15 protein-coding genes and 3 pseudogenes are annotated in these 24,609 nt (G+C 71.1%); 5 read left to right on the forward strand and 13 right to left on the reverse strand.

Features of this window, described 5'->3' with window-relative positions:
- Window positions 1-45: 45 nt before the first annotated feature.
- From ABFJ78_RS49190 to ABFJ78_RS49235, 10 genes and pseudogenes are all read right to left on the reverse strand, one after another.
- A complete protein-coding gene (locus tag ABFJ78_RS49190) occupies window positions 46-3,855 on the reverse strand; it encodes a LamG-like jellyroll fold domain-containing protein (RefSeq protein WP_436394524.1) in 3,810 nt (1,269 codons plus the stop codon).
- Window positions 3,856-4,121: 266 nt separating this feature from the next.
- Window positions 4,122-5,054, reverse strand: a pseudogene (yjfF, locus tag ABFJ78_RS49195) (galactofuranose ABC transporter, permease protein YjfF); the annotation flags it as partial.
- Window positions 5,051-6,085, reverse strand: a complete 1,035-nt coding sequence (locus ABFJ78_RS49200) for an ABC transporter permease (RefSeq protein WP_436394525.1) — start codon at window positions 6,083-6,085, stop codon at window positions 5,051-5,053. The pseudogene yjfF and the gene ABFJ78_RS49200, both read right to left, overlap by 4 nt.
- Before the next feature lie 5 nt (window positions 6,086-6,090).
- Window positions 6,091-7,593, reverse strand: a complete 1,503-nt coding sequence (locus ABFJ78_RS49205; protein WP_436394538.1) for a sugar ABC transporter ATP-binding protein — start codon at window positions 7,591-7,593, stop codon at window positions 6,091-6,093.
- A gap of 51 nt (window positions 7,594-7,644) precedes the next feature.
- Window positions 7,645-8,646 carry an ABC transporter substrate-binding protein gene (locus tag ABFJ78_RS49210; protein WP_436394526.1) on the reverse strand — a complete coding sequence of 334 codons (1,002 nt, stop codon included), beginning with the start codon at window positions 8,644-8,646 and terminating at the stop codon, window positions 7,645-7,647.
- A 56-nt stretch (window positions 8,647-8,702) separates the two neighbouring features.
- On the reverse strand, window positions 8,703-9,746 hold the full coding sequence (locus ABFJ78_RS49215) for a LacI family DNA-binding transcriptional regulator (RefSeq protein WP_400906192.1): 1,044 nt from the start codon (window positions 9,744-9,746) through the stop codon (window positions 8,703-8,705).
- Window positions 9,747-10,047: 301 nt separating this feature from the next.
- Window positions 10,048-10,998 (reverse strand): endonuclease/exonuclease/phosphatase family protein, encoded by a 951-nt coding sequence (locus ABFJ78_RS49220; RefSeq protein WP_436394527.1) that lies wholly within the window; start codon window positions 10,996-10,998, stop codon window positions 10,048-10,050.
- Window positions 10,995-11,915: a D-alanyl-D-alanine carboxypeptidase family protein gene (locus ABFJ78_RS49225; protein ID WP_436394528.1), complete on the reverse strand. Its 921-nt coding sequence runs from the start codon at window positions 11,913-11,915 to the stop codon at window positions 10,995-10,997. Before ABFJ78_RS49225 ends, ABFJ78_RS49220 begins: the two co-directional genes overlap by 4 nt.
- Window positions 11,916-12,187: 272 nt before the next feature.
- Window positions 12,188-13,015: pseudogene (locus ABFJ78_RS49230) on the reverse strand (glycoside hydrolase family 16 protein); the annotation flags it as partial.
- Window positions 13,016-13,185: 170 nt separating this feature from the next.
- On the reverse strand, window positions 13,186-13,440 hold the full coding sequence (locus tag ABFJ78_RS49235) for a hypothetical protein (RefSeq protein ID WP_436394529.1): 255 nt from the start codon (window positions 13,438-13,440) through the stop codon (window positions 13,186-13,188).
- 230 nt (window positions 13,441-13,670) lie between these two features.
- Between ABFJ78_RS49235 and ABFJ78_RS49240 the strand changes: the two genes are divergently transcribed.
- Together ABFJ78_RS49240 and ABFJ78_RS49245 are read left to right on the forward strand one after the other, a co-directional pair.
- A complete protein-coding gene (locus tag ABFJ78_RS49240; protein ID WP_436394530.1) occupies window positions 13,671-15,710 on the forward strand; it encodes a phosphocholine-specific phospholipase C in 2,040 nt (679 codons plus the stop codon).
- 118 nt (window positions 15,711-15,828) lie between these two features.
- Entirely contained in the window at window positions 15,829-17,265 is a 1,437-nt protein-coding gene (locus ABFJ78_RS49245) for a cellulose binding domain-containing protein (protein ID WP_436394531.1), read from the forward strand.
- A 1-nt stretch (window position 17,266) separates the two neighbouring features.
- Here ABFJ78_RS49245 and ABFJ78_RS49250 read toward each other — a convergent pair whose 3' ends face one another.
- Both ABFJ78_RS49250 and ABFJ78_RS49255 read right to left on the reverse strand, forming a co-directional pair.
- Complete coding sequence (locus ABFJ78_RS49250; protein ID WP_436394532.1) at window positions 17,267-17,392, reverse strand: hypothetical protein; 126 nt, start codon at window positions 17,390-17,392, stop codon at window positions 17,267-17,269.
- Window positions 17,393-17,694: 302 nt separating this feature from the next.
- Window positions 17,695-18,489 carry an SDR family NAD(P)-dependent oxidoreductase gene (locus ABFJ78_RS49255; protein WP_372664731.1) on the reverse strand — a complete coding sequence of 265 codons (795 nt, stop codon included), beginning with the start codon at window positions 18,487-18,489 and terminating at the stop codon, window positions 17,695-17,697.
- A gap of 217 nt (window positions 18,490-18,706) precedes the next feature.
- On the opposite strand from ABFJ78_RS49255, the pseudogene ABFJ78_RS49260 reads away from it, so the two are divergent.
- The 3 genes and pseudogenes from ABFJ78_RS49260 to ABFJ78_RS49270 form a co-directional block, all read left to right on the forward strand.
- Window positions 18,707-18,829, forward strand: a pseudogene (locus ABFJ78_RS49260) (lysine transporter LysE); the annotation flags it as partial.
- Window positions 18,830-18,899: 70 nt separating this feature from the next.
- Window positions 18,900-19,517, forward strand: a complete 618-nt coding sequence (locus ABFJ78_RS49265) for a LysE family transporter (protein WP_436394533.1) — start codon at window positions 18,900-18,902, stop codon at window positions 19,515-19,517.
- A gap of 111 nt (window positions 19,518-19,628) precedes the next feature.
- Window positions 19,629-20,333, forward strand: coding sequence for a DUF6008 family protein (locus ABFJ78_RS49270; RefSeq protein WP_436394534.1), 705 nt, complete (start codon window positions 19,629-19,631; stop codon window positions 20,331-20,333).
- On the opposite strand, the gene ABFJ78_RS49275 is transcribed toward ABFJ78_RS49270, so the two are convergent.
- Window positions 20,314-24,396 carry a beta-galactosidase gene (locus tag ABFJ78_RS49275; RefSeq protein WP_436394535.1) on the reverse strand — a complete coding sequence of 1,361 codons (4,083 nt, stop codon included), beginning with the start codon at window positions 24,394-24,396 and terminating at the stop codon, window positions 20,314-20,316. The two genes, ABFJ78_RS49270 and ABFJ78_RS49275, sit on opposite strands and share 20 nt — an antisense overlap.
- Between the last annotated feature and the right edge of the window lie 213 nt (window positions 24,397-24,609).

The following is a 24,609-nucleotide window of genomic DNA, read 5'->3' on the forward strand; positions in this document are numbered from 1 at the left end:
CGGGACGCGGCGCGGGCGGCGGTGGACGCGCCGCGCCCCGGGGTTCTAGCGGCCGGTGATGACGAGCGTCGTCACGGAGTTGGCGGGCAGCGTCAGCTTCGACGTCGCGGCCAGCCCGGTGATCTCCCTGGTCTGCGGCACGATGGCGGCCGGCGCGGCGAGGCTGTTGCGCCCCGCCGGGTCGCCGGTGAGCGTGGTGAGCGTCCCGGTGCCGTCGACCGCGGTGACACCGGTGAGCGCCAGCCGCGCGGTCTGCACCTGGCCGGTCGGGTTGACGAGCTTGACGGTGAACGTCTTGCGGCCGTTCTTGGTGGTCACGTTGACCACCTGCCGCAGCGGGCTGCCCTGGTTGAGGCGGCTGGTCACGATCTGCTTGCCGAGCGTGCTGGAGAACATCTGCTGCACCCAGTACGACGGCGAGCCGTAGCTGCTCCCGGCGTCGAAGCCGATCAGGTTGACCGGCCAGTTGGACTGGTTTTCGTGCACCAGCACCGGCGCGTACATCGAGCCGATGACGATGTCGCTGTTGCGTTCGAGCCCGGTGAGGAACGCGGCCTCGCCGATCGCGGCGGCCAGGGTGCCGGTGGGCCGGCCGTCCTGGGCGCCGTACTCGCCGACGAGGATTTCCGGGCCGCCGCGGTCCGCGGTGTCGTAGCGGGTCGAGTTGTCGGTGAACCACTGCGGCGACTGGTAGTAGTGGTCGTCCGCGGCGTCCGGACGCACCCCCGTCGGCGTGCTCGACGCGGCCCCGCCCTGCTGGCCGCCGGTCGTGGCGATGACCGTCAGCTGCGGGTACTTCGCCTTGATGGCGTTGAACATGTCGGTGAAGCGCCAGGCGTAGCTGCCCGAGCCGTCGAACCAGTCCTCGTTGCCGACCTCGACGTAGTGCAGGTCGAACGGCGCCGGGTGGCCGTCGGCGACCCGCTTCGCGCCCCACGTCGTGGAGGCGTCGCCGATGGCGTACTCGATCTCGTCGAGGGCCTCCTGGACGTACTGCGGGTAGTCGGCCTGGTCGACGTGCTGGCCGTTGAGCGTGTAACCGGCGAACAGCGCCAGGAGCGGCTGGGCGCCGATGTCCTCGGACAGCTTGAGGTAGTCGAGGATGCCGAAGCCGTCCGTGGACCAGTAACCCCACGCGGTGTTCTGGTGGCCGGGCCGCTCCTCCGGCTTGCCGATGGTCTTCTTCCACTCGAACCGCGTGTCGAGGGTGTTGCCTTCGAGGTAGTTGCCACCCGGGACGCGGAACAGGCCGAGCTTCATCGCGGCGAGCTTCTGCCCGAGGTCCATCCGCACGCCGTGGTTCTTGAACGTCGGCGGGAACAGCGAGACCTGCTGGAACCAGGCGTCGCCGGACAGGGCCTGCTTGGTCTTGTTCACCAGCGAGACGACGATCCGGTTGTCGGTGGACGTCGTGATCGTGGACGGCGTGGTGAAGCTGAACGTCTGCTGCGTCCACGCAGGCCCGACCGGCTGGACGTCCTTGCTCGCCAGCACGGTGCCGTCCGGCTTCTCCAGGCTGACCCGGACCGCGCCGGTCCACGTGCCTTTGCCGAAGAAGCTTCCGGTGTACTTCGTGGACGGTTTCGCGGCGACGCCGTAGTAGCCGACGTTGGCGGCGGCGATCCGGCCCGCGGCGGGGACGGTGTCGGCGTGCAGCTTCAGCGAGCGGTCGAGGGCGGTGTTGAGCGGGGTCGCGGTGTCGATGGCGTAAGTGCCGGTCGCACCGGCCGAAGTGACCAGCGACCAGTACGGGACCGGGGTGTCGCCGGCGCCGCTGCCGCGCTGGTAGGCCTCCTTGAACGTGCGGTTGCGGACGAGTTCGGCGTAGAGCCCGCCTTCGACGGAGTGGCTGATGTCCTCGAGGATCGAGCCGTACGTCGTAGGCCGGGTGCTGGCGCGGACGACGTTGGCGTCGACTTCCAGGTGGTTGGCGCCGGCGAGGGTGCCGATCTGGGCCGCGGTGAGCGGGAAGCGACGCAGCTCGACTTCGTCGACCGCGCCGGTGAGCCCGGAGCCCACGGTGAACGGCGCCGCGGCGGTGCCCGAAGCCGGGCAGGCCGAGACGTCCAAAGTGGTCCCGGTGGCGATGCCACAGGTGCTGGTGACCGCGGCCGCGTCACCGTCGGCGTAGACGGCGAGCCGCTGGGAAGCGCGGTCGAGGACGAGGGCGGCGTGGTGCCAGTCGCCGTCGGCGAGGCCGCCGCCGGTGGTGGTCACCTGGATGGTGCCGACGCGGGCGGTGAGCTTGCCGCCGGTGACGCCGAGGGCGTAGCCGTCGCCGTGGTCGGCCAGGGTGCCGTCCGCGGTCGTGCGGAACCAGGCGGCCAGTGAGAGGGAACCGGTGCCGGTGTCGAACGCGGGCGAGGTGCCCATGTCCACAGTGGACTTGCCGTCGAACTGGACGGCCTTGCCCGCCGCACCGGCGGTCCAGGTGGCGCCCTTCAGCGTGCCGTCGGCCGCGTTCGCGCTCGAGTCGCGGGCGATCGTGCCGGCGCCCTCGTCGAAGTGCCACGACCCGCTCGCGGCCAGCGCGGCGACGGCGGGCGCGGTCAGCGGCGTCGGGTACGCGCGGACGTCGTCGATGCCGCCGGCGAACCAGTCGGCCGGGTTGCCCGCCCACTTGCCGCGCCCGATCTCCAGGTGCCCGGCGGCGGTCCACGGCGTGGTGAACGGGACGCTCTGCTGCAGGGTTCCGTTGACGTACAGGGAAAGCGTGCCGGCCGCGCGGTTGTAGACGCCGACGACGTGCTGCCACTGGTCGGCCTGCGCGGGCAGCGTGGACACCGCCGAGGACGACGCCGTGTCGCCGTCGCCCGCGCGGCGGGTGAAGGCGAACCGGCCGTCGGCGGCGCGCTGGAGGTAGAAGCCGCTGATCGTCGAGCCGTCGACGCTCACCGCGGTGCGGAAGCCGGTGGCCGCGGCCGGCTTGAGCCACGCGGACACCGAGAAGCTCTGCCCGGTGTCGACGACCGGGGCCGGGGCGTCGATGGCGGCGTCGGTGCCGTTGAACGCGGCGCCGTGCGGGCCGACGACCCCGTCGCCCCAGGTGGTGCCGCCGGTGAGGGTGGCGGTGCGGGAGTCGAGGGAGTCGTCGGCCGCGGTGGTGCCGGTGCCTTCGTCGAGGGTCCAGTGCCCGGCGATGGCCAGGCGGGCGGCGTCGGCGGCGGTCAGGGCGCCGGAGTAGGCGCGGACGTCGTCGATCGTGCCGTCGACGTAGTCCACCGGGTTGCCGCCGTACTTGCCGCGGCCGATCACGAGGTGGCCGGTGCCGGCCCAGCCGGCGGGCGCGGCGACGGTGGTCTGGCGGGTGCCGTCGACGTACAGGGCCAGCGTCGACGCGGCGGCGTCGAACACGCCGGTGAGCTGGTACCACTGGCCGACGACGGGGTCGAAGTTCGCGCCCGCGACGACGCCGTCGGTCGGGGCGTCGCCGGCGAGGCGGGTGAAGGCGAAGCGGCGCGAGTCGTCGCGGAACTGCAGGAAGAAGTTGCTGACCTGGTTCCCGTCGACGCTCACGAAAGTCTGGTAGCCGGACGTCTTGTCGAGCTTGACCCAGCTGCTCACGGAGAAGCTCTTGGTGGTGTCGAGCACGGGCGCGCCGGCGTCGGCGAAACCGCCCGCGCCGTCGGTCGTCAGGGCTCCCCCGCGGATCCCCGGTCCCCAGCCCGCGCCGCCGTTCAGCGTGGCGGGGTGCGCACCGGCGCTGTCGGCGGCCGTCGTCCCGCTGCGCTCGTCGAACGTCCAGTGCCCGGCGAGCGCCGAAGCGGGATCGGCCGCGGCGGCCGTCACCGGGACGGCGCAGCGCAGCGCCAGGACGGCGAGCACGGCCATGGGCCGCCGCAGTCTGCGGAGCATGACTCTCCCTAGAGTGGGTGCGGAAGCCGCACTTTCACGTGAAAGTGCGGCTTCCGCACCCACTCTAGGGAGAGTCATGCTCCGCAGACTGCGGCGGCCCATGGCCGTGCTCGCCGTCCTGGCGCTGCGCTGCGCCGTCCCGGTGACGGCCGCCGCGGCCGATCCCGCTTCGGCGCTCGCCGGGCACTGGACGTTCGACGAGCGCAGCGGGACGACGGCCGCCGACAGCGCCGGTGCGCACCCCGCCACGCTGAACGGCGGCGNAGGAGGGCCCCGGTGATGATCGAGGTCCACCAGGAGTTGAGCGTGCCGTCGAAGGTGATCAGCGTCTGGATGATGCCCAGCACCATGATCCCGAGCACGGTGCCCAGCACGTAGCCGGAGCCGCCGGTGAGGATGGTGCCGCCGATGACCACCGCGGCGATCGCGGTCAGCTCCAGGCCGACGCCGTTGAGCGGGTCGCCCGAAGACTTGTAGAGCACCAGCAGCAGCCCGCCCAGCGCCGAGCAGAAGCCGCTGATCGTGTACACCGCGATCTTCGTGCGGCCGGTCTTGAGGCCCATCAGCATCGCCGACTGCGCGTTGCCGCCGATCGAGTAGACCGTGCGCCCGAACCGCGTGAAGGCCAGGACGTACACCGCGACCGCGACGACGACCAGCGCGACGACCACGCTGATCGAGATGTGCAGCTCCCCGCCGAGCGGGATCTGTGTCTGGGCGAGCGTGGCGATCGTCGGGTTGTCGATCGAGTACGCCTCGGTGCTGATCGTGTAGCAGAGCCCGCGGGCGAAGAACATCCCGATCAGCGTCGCGATGAACGGCTGGATCTCGAAGAAGTGGATGAGCGCGCCCATCCCGGCGCCGAGCAGCGCCCCGACCACCAGCACCACCGCGATCGCCGCGTAGGCCGGCCAGCCGTGCTTCTGCATCAGGTCGCCGGAGACCACAGTGGACAGCGCGACCACCGAGCCGACCGACAGGTCGATGCCGCCGGTGAGGATCACGAACGTCATCCCGATCGCGACCACGAGCAGGAAGGCGTTGTTGATGAACAGGTCGAGCACGACCTGCCCGGACCCGAAGGCCTCGTACTGGGCGGCGCCGAAGATGTACGCGGCGATCAGCAGCGCCATCGTCGCCAGGATGGGGACGTGCCGCTGCTGCGGCCGGTAGCCTTTGACGCGGGCGAGGGTGGTCATGCCGTGACCTCCACCTTTTCGGGAGCGGACGCGGGGGCGGGCGCGGCCGGGCGAGCCTTGCGGCGGTGCAGCTTGCGGCGGAAGGCGGGCGACTGCAGCAGGCACACCGCGAGCACGACCACGGCCTTGAACAGCATGATCGCCTCGGGCGGGATGCCGAGGGCGTAGACGGTGGTGGTCAGCGTCTGGATGAGCAGCGCGCCGATCACCGCGCCGCCGAGGGAGAACCGGCCGCCGGTCAGCTGGGTGCCGCCGACGACCACGGCGAGGATCGCGTCGAGCTCGATGAACAGCCCGGCGTGGTTGGCGTCGGCGCTGTGCACGTTCGCGCTGATCATCAGCCCGGCGATGCCCGCGCACAGCGCGCAGAAGACGTAGACGAGCCAGGTCAGCCGCGCCGAGCGGAGCCCGGCCAGCCGGCTGGCCTCCGGGTTGCCGCCGACCGCTTCGACGAGCATGCCGAGCGCGGAGCGGCGGACCAGCAGCGAAGCGAGCACGAAGACCAGCAGGGCGATGAGGATCGCGCTCGGCAGGGTCAGCACGAACCCGCTGCCGATCCACTCGAAGGGCGCGGAGTTGATGGTGATGATCTGCCCGCCGCTGATCAGCTGCGCGATCCCGCGGCCGGCGACCATGAGGATGAGTGTCGCGATGATCGGCTGGATGCCCAGCGCGGCGACGAGCCAGCCGTTCCAGACCCCGAGCACGAGGGACAGGCCCAGCGCCAGCCCGACCGCGACGAGCGTGGCGCCCACGCCGTCCGGGTGGTCGGCGATCCACAGGCACGCGAGCGACCCGCTGATCGCGACGACCGCGCCGACCGACAGGTCGATACCGCGGGTCGCGATCACCAGCGTCATGCCGATCGCGATGAGGATCAGCGGGGCGCCGTTCTTGAGGATGTCGACGAGGTTCCCGTAGAGGTGGCCGTCGCGCAGCTCGATCTTGAAGAACGACGGGCTCGCGATCAGGTCGCCCAGCAGCAGTACGAGCAGCGCCACCACGGGCCAGAAGAGCCGGTGTTTGGTCATCCCTTTCACGCCTGCACCCCTTCGGCCATCGTGGCCATGATGTCGTCCGCGGTGAGTCCCTGGTTTTCCCGCTGCGCCACCACTTTCCGGTCGCGCAGCACGACGACGCGGTGGCTCAGCCGCAGGACTTCCTCCAGTTCGGCGGAGATGAACACGACGGCCATGCCGTCGGCCGACAGCTGGGTGACCAGCCGCTGGATCTCGGTCTTCGCGCCGATGTCGATGCCGCGCGTGGGCTCGTCGAGGATGAGCAGCCGCGGCTCGGTGATGAGCCAGCGGGCCAGCAGCACCTTCTGCTGGTTGCCGCCGGACAGGTTGCCCACCAGCGCTTCCGGGTCGGCGGGCCGGATGTCGAGCGTCTTGATGTACTTCTCGGCGATCTCGTCCTGCCGGCGGCGCGACAGCGGCCGCGCCCAGCCGCGGGAGGCCTGGAGCGCGAGGACGATGTTCTCCCGGACGGTCAGTTCCTCGACCAGGCCCTCGGACTTGCGGTTCTCCGAGAGGAACGCGATGCGGTGGTCGAGGCCGGCGCGCGGGGTCCGCAGGTTCGTGGTCTCGCCGTCGACGCGGACAGACCCGCTGTCGGCGTGGTCGGCGCCGAAGAGCAGCCGGGCGAGCTCGGTGCGCCCGGAGCCGAGCAGGCCCGCCAGGCCGACGACCTCGCCGGCGTGGATGTCGAGCGTGAACGGCTCGACGCCGCCCTTGCGGCCGAGGTCTTCGGCGGCCAGCAGCACCGGCGCGCCGGCGACCTCGGCCCGGGTCGGCCCGGACTCCTCGAGCGTCTCGAGGACCTGCAGTTCCTTGCCGATCATCTTGGTGACCAGGTCGACCGGCGTGATGTCCGCGGTGCGGTACTCGCCGATCAGCTTTCCGTTGCGCAGCACGGTCATCCGGTCGGCGACGGCGAAGACCTGGTCGATGAAGTGGGAGACGAACAGGATCGCCATGCCTTCGTCGCGCAGCGAGCGCACGACCTTCAGCAGCTGCTCGACTTCGCCGGTGTCCAAACTGGACGTCGGCTCGTCGAGGACGAGGACCCGCGCTTCGACGTCGAGCGCGCGGGCGATCGCGACCAGCTGCTGGACGGCGATCGAGCAGGTGCTCAGCTCGGCCGAGACGTCCACGTGGACGTCCAGCCGGGCCAGCAGCTCCTCGGCCCGCCGCCGCATCGGGCCCCACTGGATGCGGCCGAAGCGGCGGGGTTCCCGGCCGAGGCAGACGTTCTCCGCCACGGACAGGTTCGGGCAGAGGTTGACCTCCTGGTAGACGGTGCTGATGCCGCCCTGCTGGGCCTCGCCGGGCCCGCCGAAGGCGACCTGTTCGCCGTTCAGCTCGATCGTCCCCGCGTCCACCCCGTACACGCCGGTCAGCACCTTGATGAGGGTGGACTTGCCGGCGCCGTTCTCGCCCATCAGGGCGTGGACCTCGCCGGGGAACATCCGGAAGCCGACGTCGTCCAGGGCGAGGACGCCGGGGAACTCCTTGCGGATACCGCTCATCCGCACCATGGGCTGCGGTTCAGGCATGACGTGTGCTCCGGGGTGGACGCGGGGGTGCGATCAGTACTGGCGCTGCGGCAGGGCGGCCTTGGCGGACGCCTGGTCGAACTCGGTCTCCTGGGTTTCGATGCGGGCGGGCACCTGCTCGCCGGCGGCGACCTTCTTGACCAGGTCCATCAGCTGCGGGCCGAGCAGCGGGTTGCACTCGACGACGTGGTTGATCTTGCCGTCGGCCAGAGCCTGCAGCGCGTCCTTCACGCCGTCGACCGAGACGATCTTGATGTCCTTGCCCGGGATCTTGCCCGCGGCTTCGATCGCCTCGATGGCACCGAGGGCCATGTCGTCGTTGTGGGCGTAGAGGACGTCGATCTTGGGCTGGGACTTCAGGAAGGCCTCCATGACCTCCTTGCCCTTGGCGCGGGTGAACTCACCGGTCTGCGACGCGACGATCTTGTACTTCGGGTCCGCCGCGATGACGTCCGCGAAGCCCTTCTTGCGGTCGTTGGCCGGCGCCGACCCCGTGGTGCCCTGCAGCTCGACGATGTTGACCTGGCCGGTGGCGCTGCCGAACTCCTTGGTCAGCCACTCCCCCGCCTTCTTGCCCTCGGCGATGAAGTCCGAGCCGAGGAAGGTCTTGTAGAGCGACTTGTCCGGCGAGTCGATCGCCCGGTCGGTGAGGATGACCGGGATGTTGGCCGTCTTGGCCTCCTTGAGGACGGTGTCCCAGCCGGACTCCACGACCGGCGAGAAGGCGATGACCTTGACCTTCTGCTGGATGTAGGAGCGGATCGCCGAGATCTGGTTCTCCTGCTTCTGCTGCGCGTCGGAGAACTTGAGCTCGATGCCGGCGGACTTGGCCGAGTCCTGGATCGACTTGGTGTTCGCCGTCCGCCACCCGCTCTCGGCGCCCACCTGGGCGAAGCCGAGCGTGATCGCCCCGCCGGAGCCACCGGAGGAGCCCCCACTCCCACAGGCGGTGAGCAGCACGAGTCCGGCCGCCGCGGCCGCCGCGGCGGCCCATCGCTTCTTCAGCACGTTCACTCCTCGATCGACGGTGATCATTTTTGTTAGCGTTAACATTCGGAGCTGGTCTTCTGGTTCCGGGCGCGCGTACGGCGCTAACGCGGCCCGGTGCTTTCGCGGACGATCAACTCGGGCACGACCAGGGCGCGCGCGTGCCGGTCGCCCCCGTCCATCCGCTGGGTGAGCAGGCCGAACGTGCGCCGGCCGACCTCGATGAAGTCCTGGCGCACCGTGGTCAGCGGCGGCGTGAAGTACGCCGCCTCGGGCACGTCGTCGAAGCCCGCGACGCGCACGTCCCGCGGCACCGAGATGCCGGCTTCGGCGAAGGCGCGCAGCAGGCCGAGCGCCATCTGGTCGTTGCCGGCGAAGACGGCGTCGAGGTCGCGTTCCTTGGCGAGGGATCGCCCCGCCTCGTAGCCGGAGCGCGAGCTCCAGTCGCCCTGGATGACCTGCGGCACGTTCGCGCCGTGGCGTTCCAGGGTTTCCCGCCAGCCGGCCTCGCGGTCGCGGGCTTCCAGCCAGTCCTCGGGCCCGGCGACGTGCCAGACGGTCCGGTGCCCGAGGGCCAGCAGGTGCTCGGTGGCCCGGCGGGCGCCGTCGCGCTGGTCGACGGAGATGACCGGAACCGGTGCCGTCTCCCCGCCGCCGACCGCGACGACCGGGAAGTCCGCGGGCGCGGCTTCCAGCGCCCGGCCGGCCGTGACGTGCGGGGCGATGACGATGATGCCTTCGACGGCCTGGCGGCGGAGGTTCTCCACCGCGTCGGCGATCGACGACCGGCCCGGACGGCTCACGCTGGAGATCGTGATCGCGTACCCGGCTTCGCGGGCGGCGTTCTCGATGCCGTAGAGCGTGCTGGCCGGACCGTACAGATTGGACTCGAGCGCGACGACGCCGAGCGTCCCGGTGCGCCCGGTGACGAGCGCCCGGGCCGCGGAGTTCGGGCGGTAGCCCAGTTCTTCGATGGCGGCGAGCACCCGGGCGCGGGTTTCCGGCCGCACCGGGCCGGTCCCGTTGATGACCCGGGAGACGGTCATGTGCGACACGCCGGCCACGCCCGCGACGTCGGTCAGGCTGGGCTGCCGCGTACCGGCCGCGGTCACCCGGACGGGGCCGCCGGAGCGGGGTCGTTCGGCCACCGGCATCCCCTTTCGCACACCTCGTCGTGGTCCCCGTCACCCGTTCGGGTGGCGGCGAGGAGTCAGTGTTAGCGATAACACCCGCGGGGTCAAGCCTGGGTCGCGTAACGGTCTAGTCACGTAGGCCGAAGGGGCGGTGGGCGGTGGCTTCACCGCCCGACCTGCGGGAAAGCCGGTGGGTTATTCACCGGATGCCGGGGACGCGGGTGTTCAAGGGCCATGTTCGGCCCGCGCCCGGACGTCATGAACGACTCTTTCAGCGCTTCCGGCGACCTGAACGAGTCGTTCATGACGTCTGCCGTCAGAAGGCCACCGAAGCGGCCACCGGGAGGTGGTCGCTGCCCGTCGCGGGCAACGTCCACGACGCCACCGGCCGCAACCCCGCCACGAAGACCTGGTCGATCCGCGCCAGCGGGAGCCCGGCCGGCCAGCTGAACCCGAAGCCGTCCCCCGCCACCTCCTGCGCGGACTTCATCCGCGCGGTGATCGGGTCCAGGGCCCGGTCGTCGGCCGTGCCGTTGAAGTCGCCGACCAGCACCGTGCGCGCGGACGGCTCCCCCGCCAGCGCGTCGGCGAGCAGGCCGATCGCTTCGTCGCGGCCGTTCGCCGTGAAGCCCGCCTCCAGCCGGACCCGCACCGACGGCAGGTGCGCGACGAACACCGCCACCGGGCCCTTCGGAGTGTCCACTGTGGTCCGGAGCGCGCGCGTCCACGGCATGATCGCGACCGGTCGCGTGTCGCCCAGCGGGTAGGTGCTCCAGATCCCGACCGTGCCCTGCACCGAGTGGTGCGGATAGCCCGCGGCGAGCGCGTCTTCGTACTTCGGGATCTCGGACTTCTTCAGCTCCTCCAACGCGATCACCTGCGCGCCGGAGGCCGCCAGCGCTCCCGCCGTGCCCGCCGGGTCCGGGTTCTCGTCGTTCACGTTGTGCGAGACGATCGTGAGGTCGCCGCCGGCTTCGGTCTTGTCGAACAGCCGTCCGCCGAAGAACCCGCCCCACACCAGCGCCGGCAGCAGCAGCGAAACGAGCGCGAGCGCCGACCGCCGCAGCAGCGCCGCCACGAGCAGCGGGAGCACGAGCAGGCCGGTCCACGGCAGGAACGTCTCGAGCAGGCTGCCGGCGTTGCCCACCCAGTTGGGCACCAGCGAATGCGCGAGCAGCAGCAGCGCCGTCAGTGCGGAAAACACCGCGATCACCCGGCCGCGGCGCCAGGTTCCGCGGTCCGGTGCCGTTTCGAGCACCGCGGTCATCGAGTGGCCGCCGGGAGTTCGCGCTGGATCGCCGCGATGAGCGTCCGGCTGTTCTCCAGTGCGGCCCGCAGCCCTTGCGCCGGGCTCCCGCCCGGGCTCTGGTGCAGGACGACGCCGAGGATGAGCGCGCCGCCCGGCCCCTTCGCCGCCCACATCAGCGCCCCGCCGGCCGCGGTCGACGAGCCGGTCTTCAGCCCGATCACGCCGTCCCGGCCGAGCAGGGTGTTGGTGTTGACGACGCCGGGCACGCCGTCGACGCGCAGGCTCGTCGTGTTGACGATCTCGCGGATCACGGCGTTGCGCATCACCTCGCGAGCCAGCCGCAACTGGTCGGTGGCGGTGCTCGTCGTCGAGTCTTCGACACCGCTGGCGCCGGTGTAGGTCGTGTCGGTCATTCCGAGCGCGGCGGCCTCGCGGTTCATCTTCCCGACGAAGTCCTCCTGACTGCCGGCGTCCCACCGCGCGAGCAGGCGGGCGGCGTTGTTGCCGGACGGGATGAGCATCAGCGCCAGCAGGTCCCGCTCGCTGACCTGCCGCCCGGCCCGCAAGGAGACGGTCGACTCCTCGCGGGACGTCGACTCGGCGTCGGCCTGTTCGTCGACGGTGATCATCGGGCCCGCCTCGCCCGGGGCCAGCGGATGGTCCTTCAGCACCACGTAGGCGGTCATCACCTTGGTGACGCTGGCGATCGGCACCGGCCGCTGCTCCCCCCGGCTGCCGAGCGAGCCGAGACCCTGCACCTCGGCACTCGCTTGGCCGTCGGCGGGCCACGGCAGCGGCAGGTCGACAGCGGGCCGGGCGGCGCTCGCGCGGCCGTCGACCGAAGGCGGGAACAGGACCCAGCAGGCCGCGGCGAGCGCCACCGCGACAGCGGCGGCGAGCCCGCCGGCGACGGGTGGGATGCGGGTACGGGCCATGGTTCTCCTCCGGGTGCCGGGGCGCTTCGTGAGCGCACACCGTCACTGTGTCCGGGGAAGATCGCCGGGCCGTCGGGGTTGTTCGACAGGTCTGAACCAGAAGTGTCCCGGTTCTGTACCAAAAGAGATCCCCGACGACGTGAATGACTCATTCCTGTCGTCAGGCGACATGAATGAGTCATTCACTACACGCGCCGGGCCGGACGTGGCGCGGGACCGGCTCCCCTCCGCCGCGCACGGAGGAAAGCCGGTCCCGCTGTCTCGGCCGCTCAGCTCACGTGGACGTAGTCGACCACGAGCTGCTGCGGGAACTGGGTGCTGCCGTCGGGGTCGCCGGGCCAGTAGCCGCCGACCGCCAGGTTGAGGATCACGAAGAAGTCGTGGTTGAACACCCACTGGTTGCCGCCGACGTCGGCCGGTGTGCGGGTCTGGTAGGCGTTGCCGTCCACCGACCACACGATCTTGTCCTGCGACCAGTCGACCGCGTACTTGTGGAAGTCGTCGGAGAAGTTCGGGCCGTTGTAGGCCGCGCCGATGCCGCCCGAGCCCGAGTAGCCCGGGCCGTGGATGGTGCCGTGCACGGTGTTCGGCTCGAACCCGACGTTCTCCATGACGTCGATCTCGCCGCACTGCGGCCAGCCGACGCTGCCGATGTCGGAGCCGAGCATCCAGAACGCCGGCCACATGCCCTGCCCGCGCGGCAGCTTCATCCGGGCTTCGACGTGCCCGGACGACGCGGTGAACTTGCCGGAGGTGTTGAGCCGCGCCGACGTGTACTCGCAGGCGCCGTACCAGCAGTTGTTCCCGCTGTTCTCCTTCTTCGCGGTGATCACGAGGTGGCCTTGGCCGTCGAGCGCCGCGTTGGCGGTGCCGTCGGTGTACCACTGGCGCTCGTGGTTGTTCACGTTGTCACCGGTTTCGTGGACCCACTTCGAGCCGTCGACCCCGCTGCCCGCCGGGCCGTCGAAGTCGTCGCTGAAGCTCGCGAGGGTCTGGGCCGGCGCGGCCTGGCTCTGCGGCGCGGTCACCACGGCGCCGGCCACCAGCAGGGCCGCGGGCGCCACCAGCAGACGCCATCGGGCGGAGTTCCTGGTCGACATCGTCGTCGCCCCTTCCGTTCCGCGGGCGACGGCTGGCGGCTCACCGGCGCCCTATTTGTTGTCGAACGCAACAAAGTATGGGCGGGCCGGCGGCGAAGAACAAGGCTATCCGGTCGGACATTTTCCGACGAGTACCCGATGGTCCGGACCACCGGGTACTTTCGGGCACTTCACGCGGCGGAGCGCTGGATGCAGTCGAGGCCGATGCCCAGCGGCGTGGCCAGGTACTGGCAGATGTGCGTCGCGTGCGCCTCGTCGGTCTGCGTGCAGGCGACCGGCACGCCGAGCAGGTCGACCGAGCAGTAGGCGTAGAACTGGGTGGAGCTGCCCGGGACCGGGTCGGCCGACGCCGGAGCGGCCGCGGCGACGACCGCGGAAACCGCGAGCGCCGTGGCCGCCGCCCAGGAAGCGATTCGGGTCTTCATCGTGCTCTCCTTCCGCAATCCGTGTGTGTGTCAGGGGTTGTGGTGATCAAGATTCCCCGTCCGCACCGCGTTCACCTCCCGGTCACCGGAAAGTGTCACGCCGGCGGGCCGCGAACCGAACAGCCCGTGAACTTCACGCTGCGTGATTACGTACCTTCGTCGGTGTCACCGAGCGGCTTCGAGTACCTACGCTGGCGCTGCCCTGCCGAGGTCCCCTGGAGGCTCCCGTGATGGCCGACCCGCACGAGCTCACCCGACGCAGCTTCCTCGGCGGTGTCGCCGCAGCCGGCGCCCTCGGCGCCCTGCCGCCCGGCATGGCCGAGGCCCTCGCCGAACCGCGCGTCTCCGGCAGCCTGTCGGACGTCGAGCACGTCGTGGTCCTCATGCAGGAAAACCGCTCCTTCGACCACTACTACGGCACGATGAAGGGCGTCCGCGGTTACGGCGACCGCTCGGCGATCGTGCAACCGAACGGCCAGAGCGTCTTTTACCAGCCCGACCCCGGGCGCAGCGATGGCAAGTACCTCCTGCCGTTCCGGGTGGACACGACCGAAGTGGACGGTCAGGACCTCGGCGACCTCGGCCACGGCTGGGCCGACCAGCACCAGGCGATCGCCGGCGGCGCGAACAACGCGTGGATCCCCGCCAAGGGCGAAATGACCATGGGCTACTTCGACTCCGGCGACCTCCCGTTCCACCGGGCGCTGGCCGACGCGTTCACCGTGTGCGACCACTACTTCTGCTCGGTGCAGGGCCCGACCACACCCAACCGGCTCTACCTGTTCACCGGCACGATCGACGCGGACGGCAAGGCGGGCGGCCCGGCGAACTACAACCCCGCCGACTACCAGCCGGTCTTCAGCTGGACGACCTACCCGGAACGCCTGCAGCAGCACGGGGTTTCGTGGAAGGTCTACGCCAACAAGGAGGTCGGCGACGCGACCGGTTCGTTCGTCGGCGACTACGGCGACAACCCGCTGTGGCTCTTCAAGGCCTACCACCAGGACTACACCTCGGAACTGTCCAAACGCGCCAGTGTGTTCAAGACCTGGGGCCCGGATTCGGGGCAGGGCAAGGACGTCAACCACGTCCTGGCCGAGTTCAAGGCCGACTGCGCGAGCGGCGCGCTCCCCCGCGTCTCGTGGGTCGTCGCGCCCTACGGCTACTGCGAGCACCCCGAAGCCCGCCCGGTCGACGGCGCCGCGTACACCCAGACCGTGCTGAACGCGTTGTGGGCCGACCCGAAGCTCTGGGAGTCCACAGTGGTCCTCGTCAACTACGACGAGAACGACGGCTTCTTCGACCACGTCGCCCCGCCGATCGCGCCGCCCGGCACCGCGGGCGAGTACGTCGGCGGCAAGCCGATCGGGCTCGGCGCGCGCGTGCCGATGACGGTGATCTCGCCGTGGAGCCGCGGCGGCTGGGTCAGCTCCGAGGTCACCGACCACACCTCGGTGATCCGGTTCCTCGAACGCTGGACCGGTGTCGCCGAGCCGAACATCAGCGCGTGGCGGCGCGCTCTCTGCGGCGACCTGATGACGTGCTTCGACTTCGGCGTGCCGAACCTGCAGATCCCGCTGCTGCCGGACACCGCGGCGCTGCGCAAGCAGGCCGACGACACGCAGAAGAAGCTGCCGAAGCCGGCCCCGCCCGCGACCGGGAAGCAGCGGGTCCCGGTGCAGGAGCCCGGCACCCGCCCGGCCCGCGCGCTTCCTTACCGGCCGCTGGTCACGACGTCCCTGAGCGCCGACCGCACGATCCTCACCACGACGTTCGCCAACCAGGGCACCGCGGCCGTGCAGCTGATGGCCTACCGCAACGACGGCCAGACCGACGGCCCGTGGCCCTACGACCTGGCCCCGGGCGCGCAGGTGAGCGACACCTGGCGGGTCCAGCTCTACGGCGGCGGCAAGTACGGCGTCGCGGTGCACGGGCCCAACCGGTTCCGCTGGGTCCTCGCCGGGGACGCGAACAGCGCGGGGGCCGGTGTCGACGTCCTGGGGAGTTACACGACCGAAAACAAGCTGCGCCTGACCATGCGCAACAGCGGCACGACGGCCGTGCGCGTCACGATCACCGCGAACCACTACCGCGCCGACGGCCCGTGGACGTACTCGCTGGCCGCGGGCCGGACCGTGACCGATGACTGGAACCCGGTCGCGTACGGGAACGGCTGGTACGACCTGTCCGCGACGCTCGACGCCGACCCGAAGTTCCTCCGCCGTTTCAGCGGGCACGTCGAGACGGGCGCGCCGAGCGTCACCGGCTAGCGCGTTCACATTCATGACAGGCGTTCAGCTCATTGACGCACGTCACATCCGTGACCTATAAAGAGAAAGTCCGGGTGTCCGCCGCACACCTCCGCTGTTTCCTTTCCGGAGGCCATCGGTGTCCCCACGAACCCGCCATGCCATCTTCCTCGGCACCGCCGTCGCCGCGGTCGCCGTCGCCCTCACCGGCGGCGTCACCGCGCAAGCCGCCGCGGCCAACCTCTCCGCCACCTTCGCGCGGACGTCGGTCTGGACCGGCGGCTACGGCGCCGGCTACACGATCGCCAACCGCGGCGACGCGCCCGCCACGGGCTGGACCGTCGAGTTCGACCTGCCCGCCGGCACGGCGGTGAGCAGCTCGTGGAGCTCGGTGAAGACCCAGACCGGACAGCACTACGAGTTCACCAACGCCGGCTTCAACGGCACGATCGGCGCCGGCGCCACCGCGAGCTTCGGCTTCAACGTCGCCGGGTCCGGGCTGCCTTCGGGGTGCACGGTCAACGGCCTCCCGTGCGCGGACGGCCAGGTCACCACGACCCCGACGTCCTCGCCCACGACCACCACGACTCCCCCACCCGCCGGGGTCACCGTGAACGTCGCCACCGCCGCCCAGCTGCAGGCCGCGCTGGCGAACGCGGCACCCGGCCAGGCGATCAAGCTCGCGGCCGGGACCTACCGCGGCTCGTTCGTCACGACGAAGGCGGGCACCGCGGCCGAGCCGATCACGCTCTCGGGCCCGTCGGACGCGATCCTGATCAACGACGGCCCGAGCGGCGACGCGCCGGACTGCCCCACGCCGACCGCGGGCTGGGACTCCGGCTACGGATTCTGGCTCTCCGGCGCGCCGTACTGGAACCTCACCGGCTTCACCGTGCAGGAGTCGAAGAAGGGCATCGTCGCCGACAACTCGCCGCACACGACGATCGACGGCGTGACCGTCCACCACGTCGACGAGGAGGCGATCCACTTCCGCCGCTCGTCGGCCGACAGCGTCCTGAAGAACTCGACGATCACCTACACCGGGCTCGTGCAGCCGGGCTACGGCGAAGGCGTCTACCTCGGCTCGGCCAACTCGAACTGGGCCTGCCACGGCAACTCCGGCGGTGTCGACCGCGGCGACCGGATCCAGGTGCTGGACAACCACATCGGCCCGTTCGTCGCCGCGGAACCCATCGACGTCAAGGAAGGCACCTTCAACGGCGTGATCCGCGGCAACACCTTCGACGGCCGCGGCATCTCGGGCGAGAACTCGGCGGACTCCTGGATCGACGTCAAGGGCATCGGCTACACGATCGAGAACAACACCGGCACGTTCGCGTCGCCGGGCACGTTCGCCAACGGGTACGAGAACCACAACACGAGCACGTCCCCGTCGTTCGACAATGGCTGCGGCAACGTGTGGCGGGGCAACAAGTCCGACCTCGGCGGCGTCGGCGCCTACGCGATCAAGATCAGCTCGGTTTCGAAGTGCGCGGCGAACCCGAACGTGGTGTACGCGTCCAACACGGTGACGAACGCCAAGTCGGGCCTGACGAACATCCCGGTCACGCCGTAGGTCACAGGTGCACGGCGAGCCAGAGCGCCACCCACGCCGTAGCGGCGAGCAGTGCGCCCGCCGCCGCGACGAGGAGCACCCGGCGCAGGCCGCGGGCGGGTTTCGCGGGCGTCTCGATGTGGTCCATGAAGCCGATCATGACCGACGCGCGCCGGACCCGACAGCCGGCGCGCTCGTCCGGGCGACCCCTGCGCGGGGTACCCCGGACGGCGGCGACGCACGTCACTCCCGGCCGCGGAACACCAGACCCGCCGAAGCGTTGTACCGGGTGTCGGTACGGCGGTGCCCCCGGGCCTCACCCCTTGCCTTCACGGAATACCGGTAACGCAGGAGCCGTGTCGTGCCTTCCGCCGCGAGGCGGCCCCCGTACCGGCCCCGAAACCCCGTTCCCACCCGGGCCTCCCCCGTGCGCCCGGGCGGGAGCGGATCTCAAGGCACGATCGAGTCGACGTACCCGCCGTCGACGCGGACGGCCGCGCCCGTGGTCGCCGAGGCGAACGGGGAACTCAAGTACACCACCAGGTTCGCGATCTCTTCGGGCTCGATCAGGCGCTGCAGCAGGGATTGCGGCCGGTGCTTCTTCATGAACTCGCGCTGGGCCTCTTCCCACGGCAGGTCCTTGTCGACCAGCTCGTAGACGAAGTCCTCGACGCCGCCGGTGTGCGTCGGGCCCGCGATCACGGCGTTGACCGTGACGCCGGTGCCGGCCGCGTGCTTGGCGAACCCGCGCGAAACCCCGAGCAGCGCCGTCTTCGACACGCCGTAGTGGATCATCTCGGCCGGGATCACGACCGCGGAATCGCTGGCGATGTACTGGATCCGGCCCCAGCCGCGCTCGGTCATCCCGGGCAGGTAGGCGCGGGTGAGCCGCACCGCGGCGAGTACGTTGACCTCGAAGTAGCGCCGCCAGTCGGCGTCGGTGATGTCGAGGGGCTCCTGGGCGCCGAAGATGCCGAGGTTGTTGACCAGGATGTCGGCGTCCGGCACCTCTTCCACCACCTGGGCCGCCCCGGCTTCGTCCGAGACGTCGCCCGGCGCCGGGAGCAGGTCCGCGTCCGGCTGGTCCTCCTTCAGGCGCGCGATGGCCTTCGCGACCCCGGTCTCGCTCCGGCCGTTGATCGCGACCCGCGCGCCCGCGGCCGCGAGCCCCGCGGCGATCGCCGAGCCGATGCCCTGGGTGGACCCGGTGACCAGGGCCGTCTTCCCGCTGAGGTCGACCCGCATCGTGAAAACCCTTTCTCGCGTCGGCCGTTCCCCCGGCCGATTCAAGCACAGGCGCCCGGTGCGCACCGGCTGGAAATCCGGTTGCCCGGCCGGGCCCGCGGCTACACCATCTGCGCATGACCTCTTACCGCACGCCGCTCCTGCCGACCGTCGCCGCGACCACCGCGCCGGTCCAGCAGCAGCCGCGCCGGCCGCGGAGGTCGATCACCCCCGCGCCGTGACGGGCGCGCTGCTCGCCGGCCTGCTGGCCGGCTACGGCATCGCGATCCCGGTCGGCGCGGTCGCGACCTACCTCGTCGCCCTCACCGCGCGCACGTCGCTGCGGACCGGCTTGGCCGCCNCGTCGCCGCGACCACCGCGCCGGTCCAGCAGCAGCCGCGCCGGCCGCGGAGGTCGATCACCCCCGCGCCGTGACGGGCGCGCTGCTCGCCGGCCTGCTGGCCGGCTACGGCATCGCGATCCCGGTCGGCGCGGTCGCGACCTACCTCGTCGCCCTCACCGCGCGCACGTCGCTGCGGACCGGCTTGGCCGCCGCGCTCGGCGTCGCGACGGCCGACGGCGTGTACGCGCTGGTCGCGGTGCTCGGCGGGGCCGCGATCGCCGGTGTCGTCGCACCGGTCGCCGGGCCGTTGCGGCTGGTCTCGGCCGGGGTCCTGGTCGTGCTGGCGGTCCGCGGCGCCGTGCTGGCGCTGCGCTCGCACCGCAGCCCCACCGCCCGGCCCGTGACGCCGCTCGCGCCCGGCCGCGCCTACGTCAGCCTGCTCGGCATCACGCTGGTGAACCCGACGACGGTCGTCTACTTCACCGCCCTGGTCGTCGGCGATCGCGCCGGCGACGCCGTGTCGGTGCTCGACCAGGTCGCCTTCGTGCTCGCCGCCTTCGCCGCCTCGGCGAGCTGGCAAGCGCTGCTGGCCGGCGGCGGGGCGCTGCTCGGCCGCGTCCTCACCGGGCCGCGGGGCCGGCTGGTGACGGCGCTCGTCTCCAGCGCCGTGATCACGGCCCTGGCCGTCCGGCTTGTCCTGTCCTGAGCGGAAAACCATTGCGGTGTAACGGTTTGCCCGGTTCACGGCCGCACGGACGAAGACGTTCGGCGGCCGGTTCCGCGGCTAGCGTGGACGAGACGCGGACGGGAGGCGGCCATGACGATGCCGATGGAGGCGATGTCCGGCTGGGACGTCGCGGGCGCGACACTGCTCGTGCTTTGGGCGCTCGCGATGTGGGCCGCGGTCGGGGTGCTGGCGTACGCGAACCGCGGGCCGGTGCGGCCGTGGGTGTACCGCGGCTCGGTCGCGGTGATCGGCATCGGCGTGCTCGGCCAGCTCGGGCACGTCCAGGAGCACGTCGCGCAGGCCGGCTACTGGCTCGGGCACCCGAACGCGCCGGCGTGGATGACACCGTGGGGCACCGGCCTCGCGGACGGCCTGCAGATGCTGCTGCCGGACCGCAAGACGTTCGGGATGGAACTGCTGCACCTGACCGGCAACTTCATCTTCCTGGCCGGGCTGGCCGGGGTCATGGTGATCACGCGGCGGGCGCCGGGCACCCGCGCCCGCCGCTGGGCGAAGATGGGCGTGTGGATGCAGGGCCTGCACGGGCTCGAGCACCTGGTCCTCACGCTGTCCGTGGCGTTCGGTTCGCGCGCCATCGGTCTCTCGACGTTCTTCGGTCTCGTCGATCCGGGCCCGGGGCTGACCACCTACCGCGTCTGGTGGCACTTCGTCGCGAACGTCGCCGGCTCGATCATCTTCGGGCTGGCGCTCCACCACCTGTGGCGCGAACGCCGCGAGGTCCGCGCCACCTTCTTCCTCCGGCCGGTTCCCGCGGTCACCGAGCGGGCGGCGTAGCGCACGTCAGCGTCGGCAGCGCCCAGTCCGCGTGGTCGTTGCCGTTGCCGTCCCCGCCGTCACCCACCAGCAGGTCCAGGACCTGGGCCCCGGTGACGTCGACGTCGATCGGCACGGCCGCCTGGCCACCGCGGACCACCGGCGTCGTCACCTTCGTCGCCCCGTCCACCGAGACGCTGAAGCTGACGCTGCCGCCGGCGCCCGTTTCGCCGTCCACGCCGACGGACGCCGTCAAGCGGGTGCAGGCGCCCGCCAAGTAGAGCTGGACGTCACTGGCCGCGTGCGCGCCCAGCCCCTTCGCGTACGCCACCCCGCCGATGGTCATCGGCTTGCCGTCGCCCGCGTTCGCTTCACCGTTGCTCGTGTCGCGCTCGACCGGGCCCCAGCCGTTGGTCGCCGTCAGGAAGGGCAGCGAGCTCACCGCCACCTGCCCGGCCGGCGGGGCGGGTGGCACCGCGCCGACGATCCGCTCGTCCGACGCCGAGCCCGGCCGTCCGGCCTGCCGGTACGCCACCGCTACCTTCAGTGCGGTGGTGTCCACTGTGGAGGGAGCCGTGACGGGCCACGTGAACGTCGCCGCCTGACCGCCGTCGACCTTCCTCGCCGAAGGTGGGGACGCCGGGCCGACGCTCCACCCGGCCGGGGCGGTGAGCACCGGCTTGACGTCGAACGCCGGCGGCGCGCCCGCGGCGACCCGGACCGTGGCCGACGCGGTGAACTGCTGCCCGCCCGACGCGGTGTCCGGCGCGGTCAGCGACACGGACGTCGCGGGCGCGGCCGGCATCGCGTACCGCGCGGGGTCGAAGCCCGGCGAGGCGTTCTGCCGCACGGTCAGCGGCGAGGAGTAGCTGCCGTAGTTCGTCCACGCGATCTTGCCGAGGCCGCCGGTGCTGCCGTCGAGGTTCCACACCGCGACGGCGATCGTGTTGTGCCCGTTCGGGTTCAGGATTCCGTTCGGGATCGGGAAGCTGTACTGCGGCCCGAGGTAGTTGACGTACTGGCCGAGCTGCCAGCCGTTGACGAAGAGCAGCGCCCGGTACTGCCGCGCGGGGTCGTCGGTGATCGTCAGGCCGAGCGAGGTGTCCTGGCCGCGTGGAAGGTCGAGGTCCGCGGTGGTGCGGTACCAGGACACGCCCGGCGTCGTGTCCTTCGCCGGCAGCGACGTCGGCGTCCAGCGCCCGTCCGGGAAGCCGGGCAGCGACCAGCCCGCGCGCTCGCCGTACAGGCCGCCGGTGTTGAGCGGCCCGCGGACCGGGTCGAGCCCGGTCTCGCCGCCGCGGACGCCCTGCAGCCGCCAGGTCACCGACGTCAGCGGCGCCCCGGTCAGCCGGGCCGAAGTGAGCCCGCGCGCGGCCTTGTTGCCGTTGCTGGCGCCGTAGTCCTCCTCGTGCCCCATGTTCACGGTCAGCACGGAGATCTCGTTCTCGCCCGGGCGCAGTGTCCCGGCCGGGAAGGGGAAGGTGTGCTGCGGGTCCGTCGAGCTGCCGAGGAAGACGCCGTTGAGCCACGCCGAGAACGCGCCGGCGGGGCCGCCGCTCTGGCTCGACAGCGTGATGCCCGTCTGTTTCCCGTCGCCGGTGAACCGGCCGCGGTACCAGGTGTTGCCGGTGTGGAAGCCGTAGTCGTCGGCGAACAGCACGGGTTTCGTGCCGAGCGCCGTCGAGCTGTTGGTGGTGTCCTTGTCGGCCACCGGCCACGCCGAATCGTCGAAGCCCGGCTGGCTCTCCGGCGACTCCTGCTGGTGCTTCCACCCGGTCAGTGCGGGCAGGGTCACCGGTTTCGCGGTCGGCGCGCCGGCCGTCAGGCTGTCGCTCGACGTCGGTCGCGTCGCGACGCGGGAACCGTTCCAGGACACCGACTTCTCGGCCGCGAAGACCTCGAACGCGCCGTCGGTGCCGGTGTCCCCGGTCAGGTCGAGGGTGCCGTGGTCGTCGGCCGCGGTCCGCACCAGGTGCGTGCCGCGGACCAGCACCGGACCGGCCGCGGTGTCCTGCCGCCAGAAGGTCGCCGCCGTCGCCTTGTCCGCGAGCAGCAGGAGCAGCGGCCGCTGCCCGGGAGCGGTGACGAGCACCCGGGTCAGGCCGTCGTGGGTGTAGTTCAGCCGCAGGTCGCCGCGGGAGTCGTCCCATGTGGACGTCGCGGCGCCGCCGAGGACCCGCACGGCCGGCTGCCGCGCGAACCGCAGGACGGTCTCGCCCGGCCCGCCCTTGTCTCCATAAAGGACCGCCACGTCGCGCCCGCCGATGGTCGCGCTGGTCATGACTTCCGACGTCGAGTACTGCATGCGTGTCTGCCCGAGGTCGTACCCGGCGACGACGATCTTCGACTGGCGGCCGTTCAGGGTGATCCCGGTGCCGGGCTGCTGCGGCACGACCGGGTAGTAGTCGCCGCTGCCGGTCAGCAGGTCGACCGCGTCCACGACGACGAACGGCCCGGTCGCGCTCGCGTTCTTCTGCCCGGTGACGACGATCTTCAGCGTGTGCGCGCCGGCGGGCAGGCCGCGGACCTCGTAGCCGGTGACCTGGTTCTGCTTGCTCGCCGCGTAGAGGTCGACACTGGCCACTTTGGACTCGTCGAGGTAGACGTCGGCGATGCCGTGGTTGCCGTCCTTCGAGGTCACCCAGCGGATCCCGGTGCCGGTGAAAGGGATGCTGACGCTGTCGCCGGCGACCTCGGAGAACGACTCGGTGTGCTGGTAGTCGCCGCCGGTGTAGTTCACCTCGGGCCCGACGTGGGACCAGGTGCCGGTGTAGCCGGCCTCGGCGGCGCGGTCGTCGTAGGTGTAGCCGGCGTGCGCGGCGAGGTCGAGCGCCATCGTGGTGGTGTTCGTGGCGGTGGACGTCGAGTCGGTGTGGCGCAGGGTGTGGAACTGCGTGCGGGTGTCGGGGTTGATCCGGGCGGTGTCGGCGAGGGCCGGGTCGGTCAGCGGCGCCTGGGCCAGCCCGTCGGTCTTGGTCAGCGGAGCGACGGACTGGGTGAAGTAGCCGATCAGCTTGTCTTCGTCGTACTTCGGGTCGAACTGGCGGCCTTCGGTGATGGCGGCGCCGTAGTCGTAGGACGTGTAGTTCTGCGGGATCGCGCTCCAGCCCCACGACGTGCCGCCGTGCAGCATGTAGAAGCTCTGCCCGGTGGCGCCGACGGCGATGTTCTGCTTGTAGAAGACGTTCGCGAACTGGTCGTTGATCAGCTGCGCGCACTTCTCGTAGCCGGGGCCGCCCCACGGGTCGAAGGCGCCGCCCTGGAACTCGGCGGTGATCAGCGGCTTGCCGGGGACGTGGTCGTAGCTGATGTCGGGGACGCCGTTCCAGCGCGTCGGGTTCGAGCAGTCGAAGCCCTGCGGGTAGGAGTCGGCGGCGTCGACGTCGAGCGCGGCCTCGCCGGCGTTGAAGGTGCCGTTGTTGTTGCCCACCAGGGGAACCGTGATGCCATCGGCGCGCGCTTTGTCCTCGAGGTGCTTCATATACGCGCGGCCGTCGGCGTTGCCGTTGTAGTACTCGTTTTCGACCTGGTAGGCGAGCACGCTGCCGGTGCCGTTGGTGAGCTGGTGGCGCGCGATGATCCGGTCGATCCGCGTCTGCCATTCGTCGGAGTACTTCAGGTAGACCGGGTCGGCGCTGCGGGTGTGGCCGGGGGTGGTGGACAGCCAGGTCGGGAAGCCGCCGCCGTCGACCTCGGCGTTGATGTAGGGCCCCGGTCGCGCGATGACGTAGAGCCCGGCCTGCTGGGCCATGTCCAGGAGCTTGTCGAGGTCACGGATGCCGGTGAAGTCGTAGACGCCCTGGCGCGGCGAGTGGTAGCCCCAGTCGAAGTAGAGGGAGGTCGCGTTGAAGCCGGCGGCCTTCATCTTCTGGAAGATGTCGAGCCAGAGGTCGGGGCTGGGGAGGCGGTAGGAGTGGAACTCGCCGGACCAGAGGTAGGTGCGGTTGCCGTCGACGAGGAAGGAGTAGCCGTCGTAGGTGACGGTGTGGGCGGCCTTCGGCGGCGGCGCGGCGGTGGCTTGCGGGACGGTCAGCCCGATGAAGGCGAGCACGGCGACGAGCAGGGTCCGGACGACGGCACGCATGCGGGGACCTCCAGGAACGGCACTGAACCGCACACGATCCTTTGGCAACCGCACAGAAGCGGTCAAGATGCAACACCGGGATGGATCAGTGCCGAGGTCGTGTTAGCGCTAACGCTCGCCGGGCCGACGACATGAATGACAGAGAGGATGTGGGTGAGCACCTCCCGCCGGGGTCTGACCCTGTGAATGACTGACTTCGGGTCTTTGTCGAGA

The sequence above is a fragment of the Amycolatopsis sp. MEPSY49 genome, assembly GCF_051337345.1.
Taxonomy (GTDB): domain Bacteria; phylum Actinomycetota; class Actinomycetes; order Mycobacteriales; family Pseudonocardiaceae; genus Amycolatopsis.

Coding starts and splice junctions, on each gene's coding strand:
- ABFJ78_RS49275 (WP_436394535.1), bottom strand. CDS start 24,396: ATGCGTGCCGTCGTCCGGACCCTGCTCGTCGCCGTGCTCGCCTTCATC.
- ABFJ78_RS49200 (WP_436394525.1), bottom strand. CDS start 6,085: ATGACCAAACACCGGCTCTTCTGGCCCGTGGTGGCGCTGCTCGTACTG.
- ABFJ78_RS49270 (WP_436394534.1), top strand. CDS start 19,629: ATGACGATGCCGATGGAGGCGATGTCCGGCTGGGACGTCGCGGGCGCG.
- ABFJ78_RS49205 (WP_436394538.1), bottom strand. CDS start 7,593: ATGGTGCGGATGAGCGGTATCCGCAAGGAGTTCCCCGGCGTCCTCGCC.
- ABFJ78_RS49255 (WP_372664731.1), bottom strand. CDS start 18,489: ATGCGGGTCGACCTCAGCGGGAAGACGGCCCTGGTCACCGGGTCCACC.
- ABFJ78_RS49250 (WP_436394532.1), bottom strand. CDS start 17,392: ATGGACCACATCGAGACGCCCGCGAAACCCGCCCGCGGCCTGCGCCGG.
- ABFJ78_RS49235 (WP_436394529.1), bottom strand. CDS start 13,440: ATGAAGACCCGAATCGCTTCCTGGGCGGCGGCCACGGCGCTCGCGGTT.
- ABFJ78_RS49210 (WP_436394526.1), bottom strand. CDS start 8,646: ATGATCACCGTCGATCGAGGAGTGAACGTGCTGAAGAAGCGATGGGCC.
- ABFJ78_RS49225 (WP_436394528.1), bottom strand. CDS start 11,915: ATGGCCCGTACCCGCATCCCACCCGTCGCCGGCGGGCTCGCCGCCGCT.
- ABFJ78_RS49220 (WP_436394527.1), bottom strand. CDS start 10,998: ATGACCGCGGTGCTCGAAACGGCACCGGACCGCGGAACCTGGCGCCGC.
- ABFJ78_RS49190 (WP_436394524.1), bottom strand. CDS start 3,855: ATGCTCCGCAGACTGCGGCGGCCCATGGCCGTGCTCGCCGTCCTGGCG.
- ABFJ78_RS49240 (WP_436394530.1), top strand. CDS start 13,671: ATGGCCGACCCGCACGAGCTCACCCGACGCAGCTTCCTCGGCGGTGTC.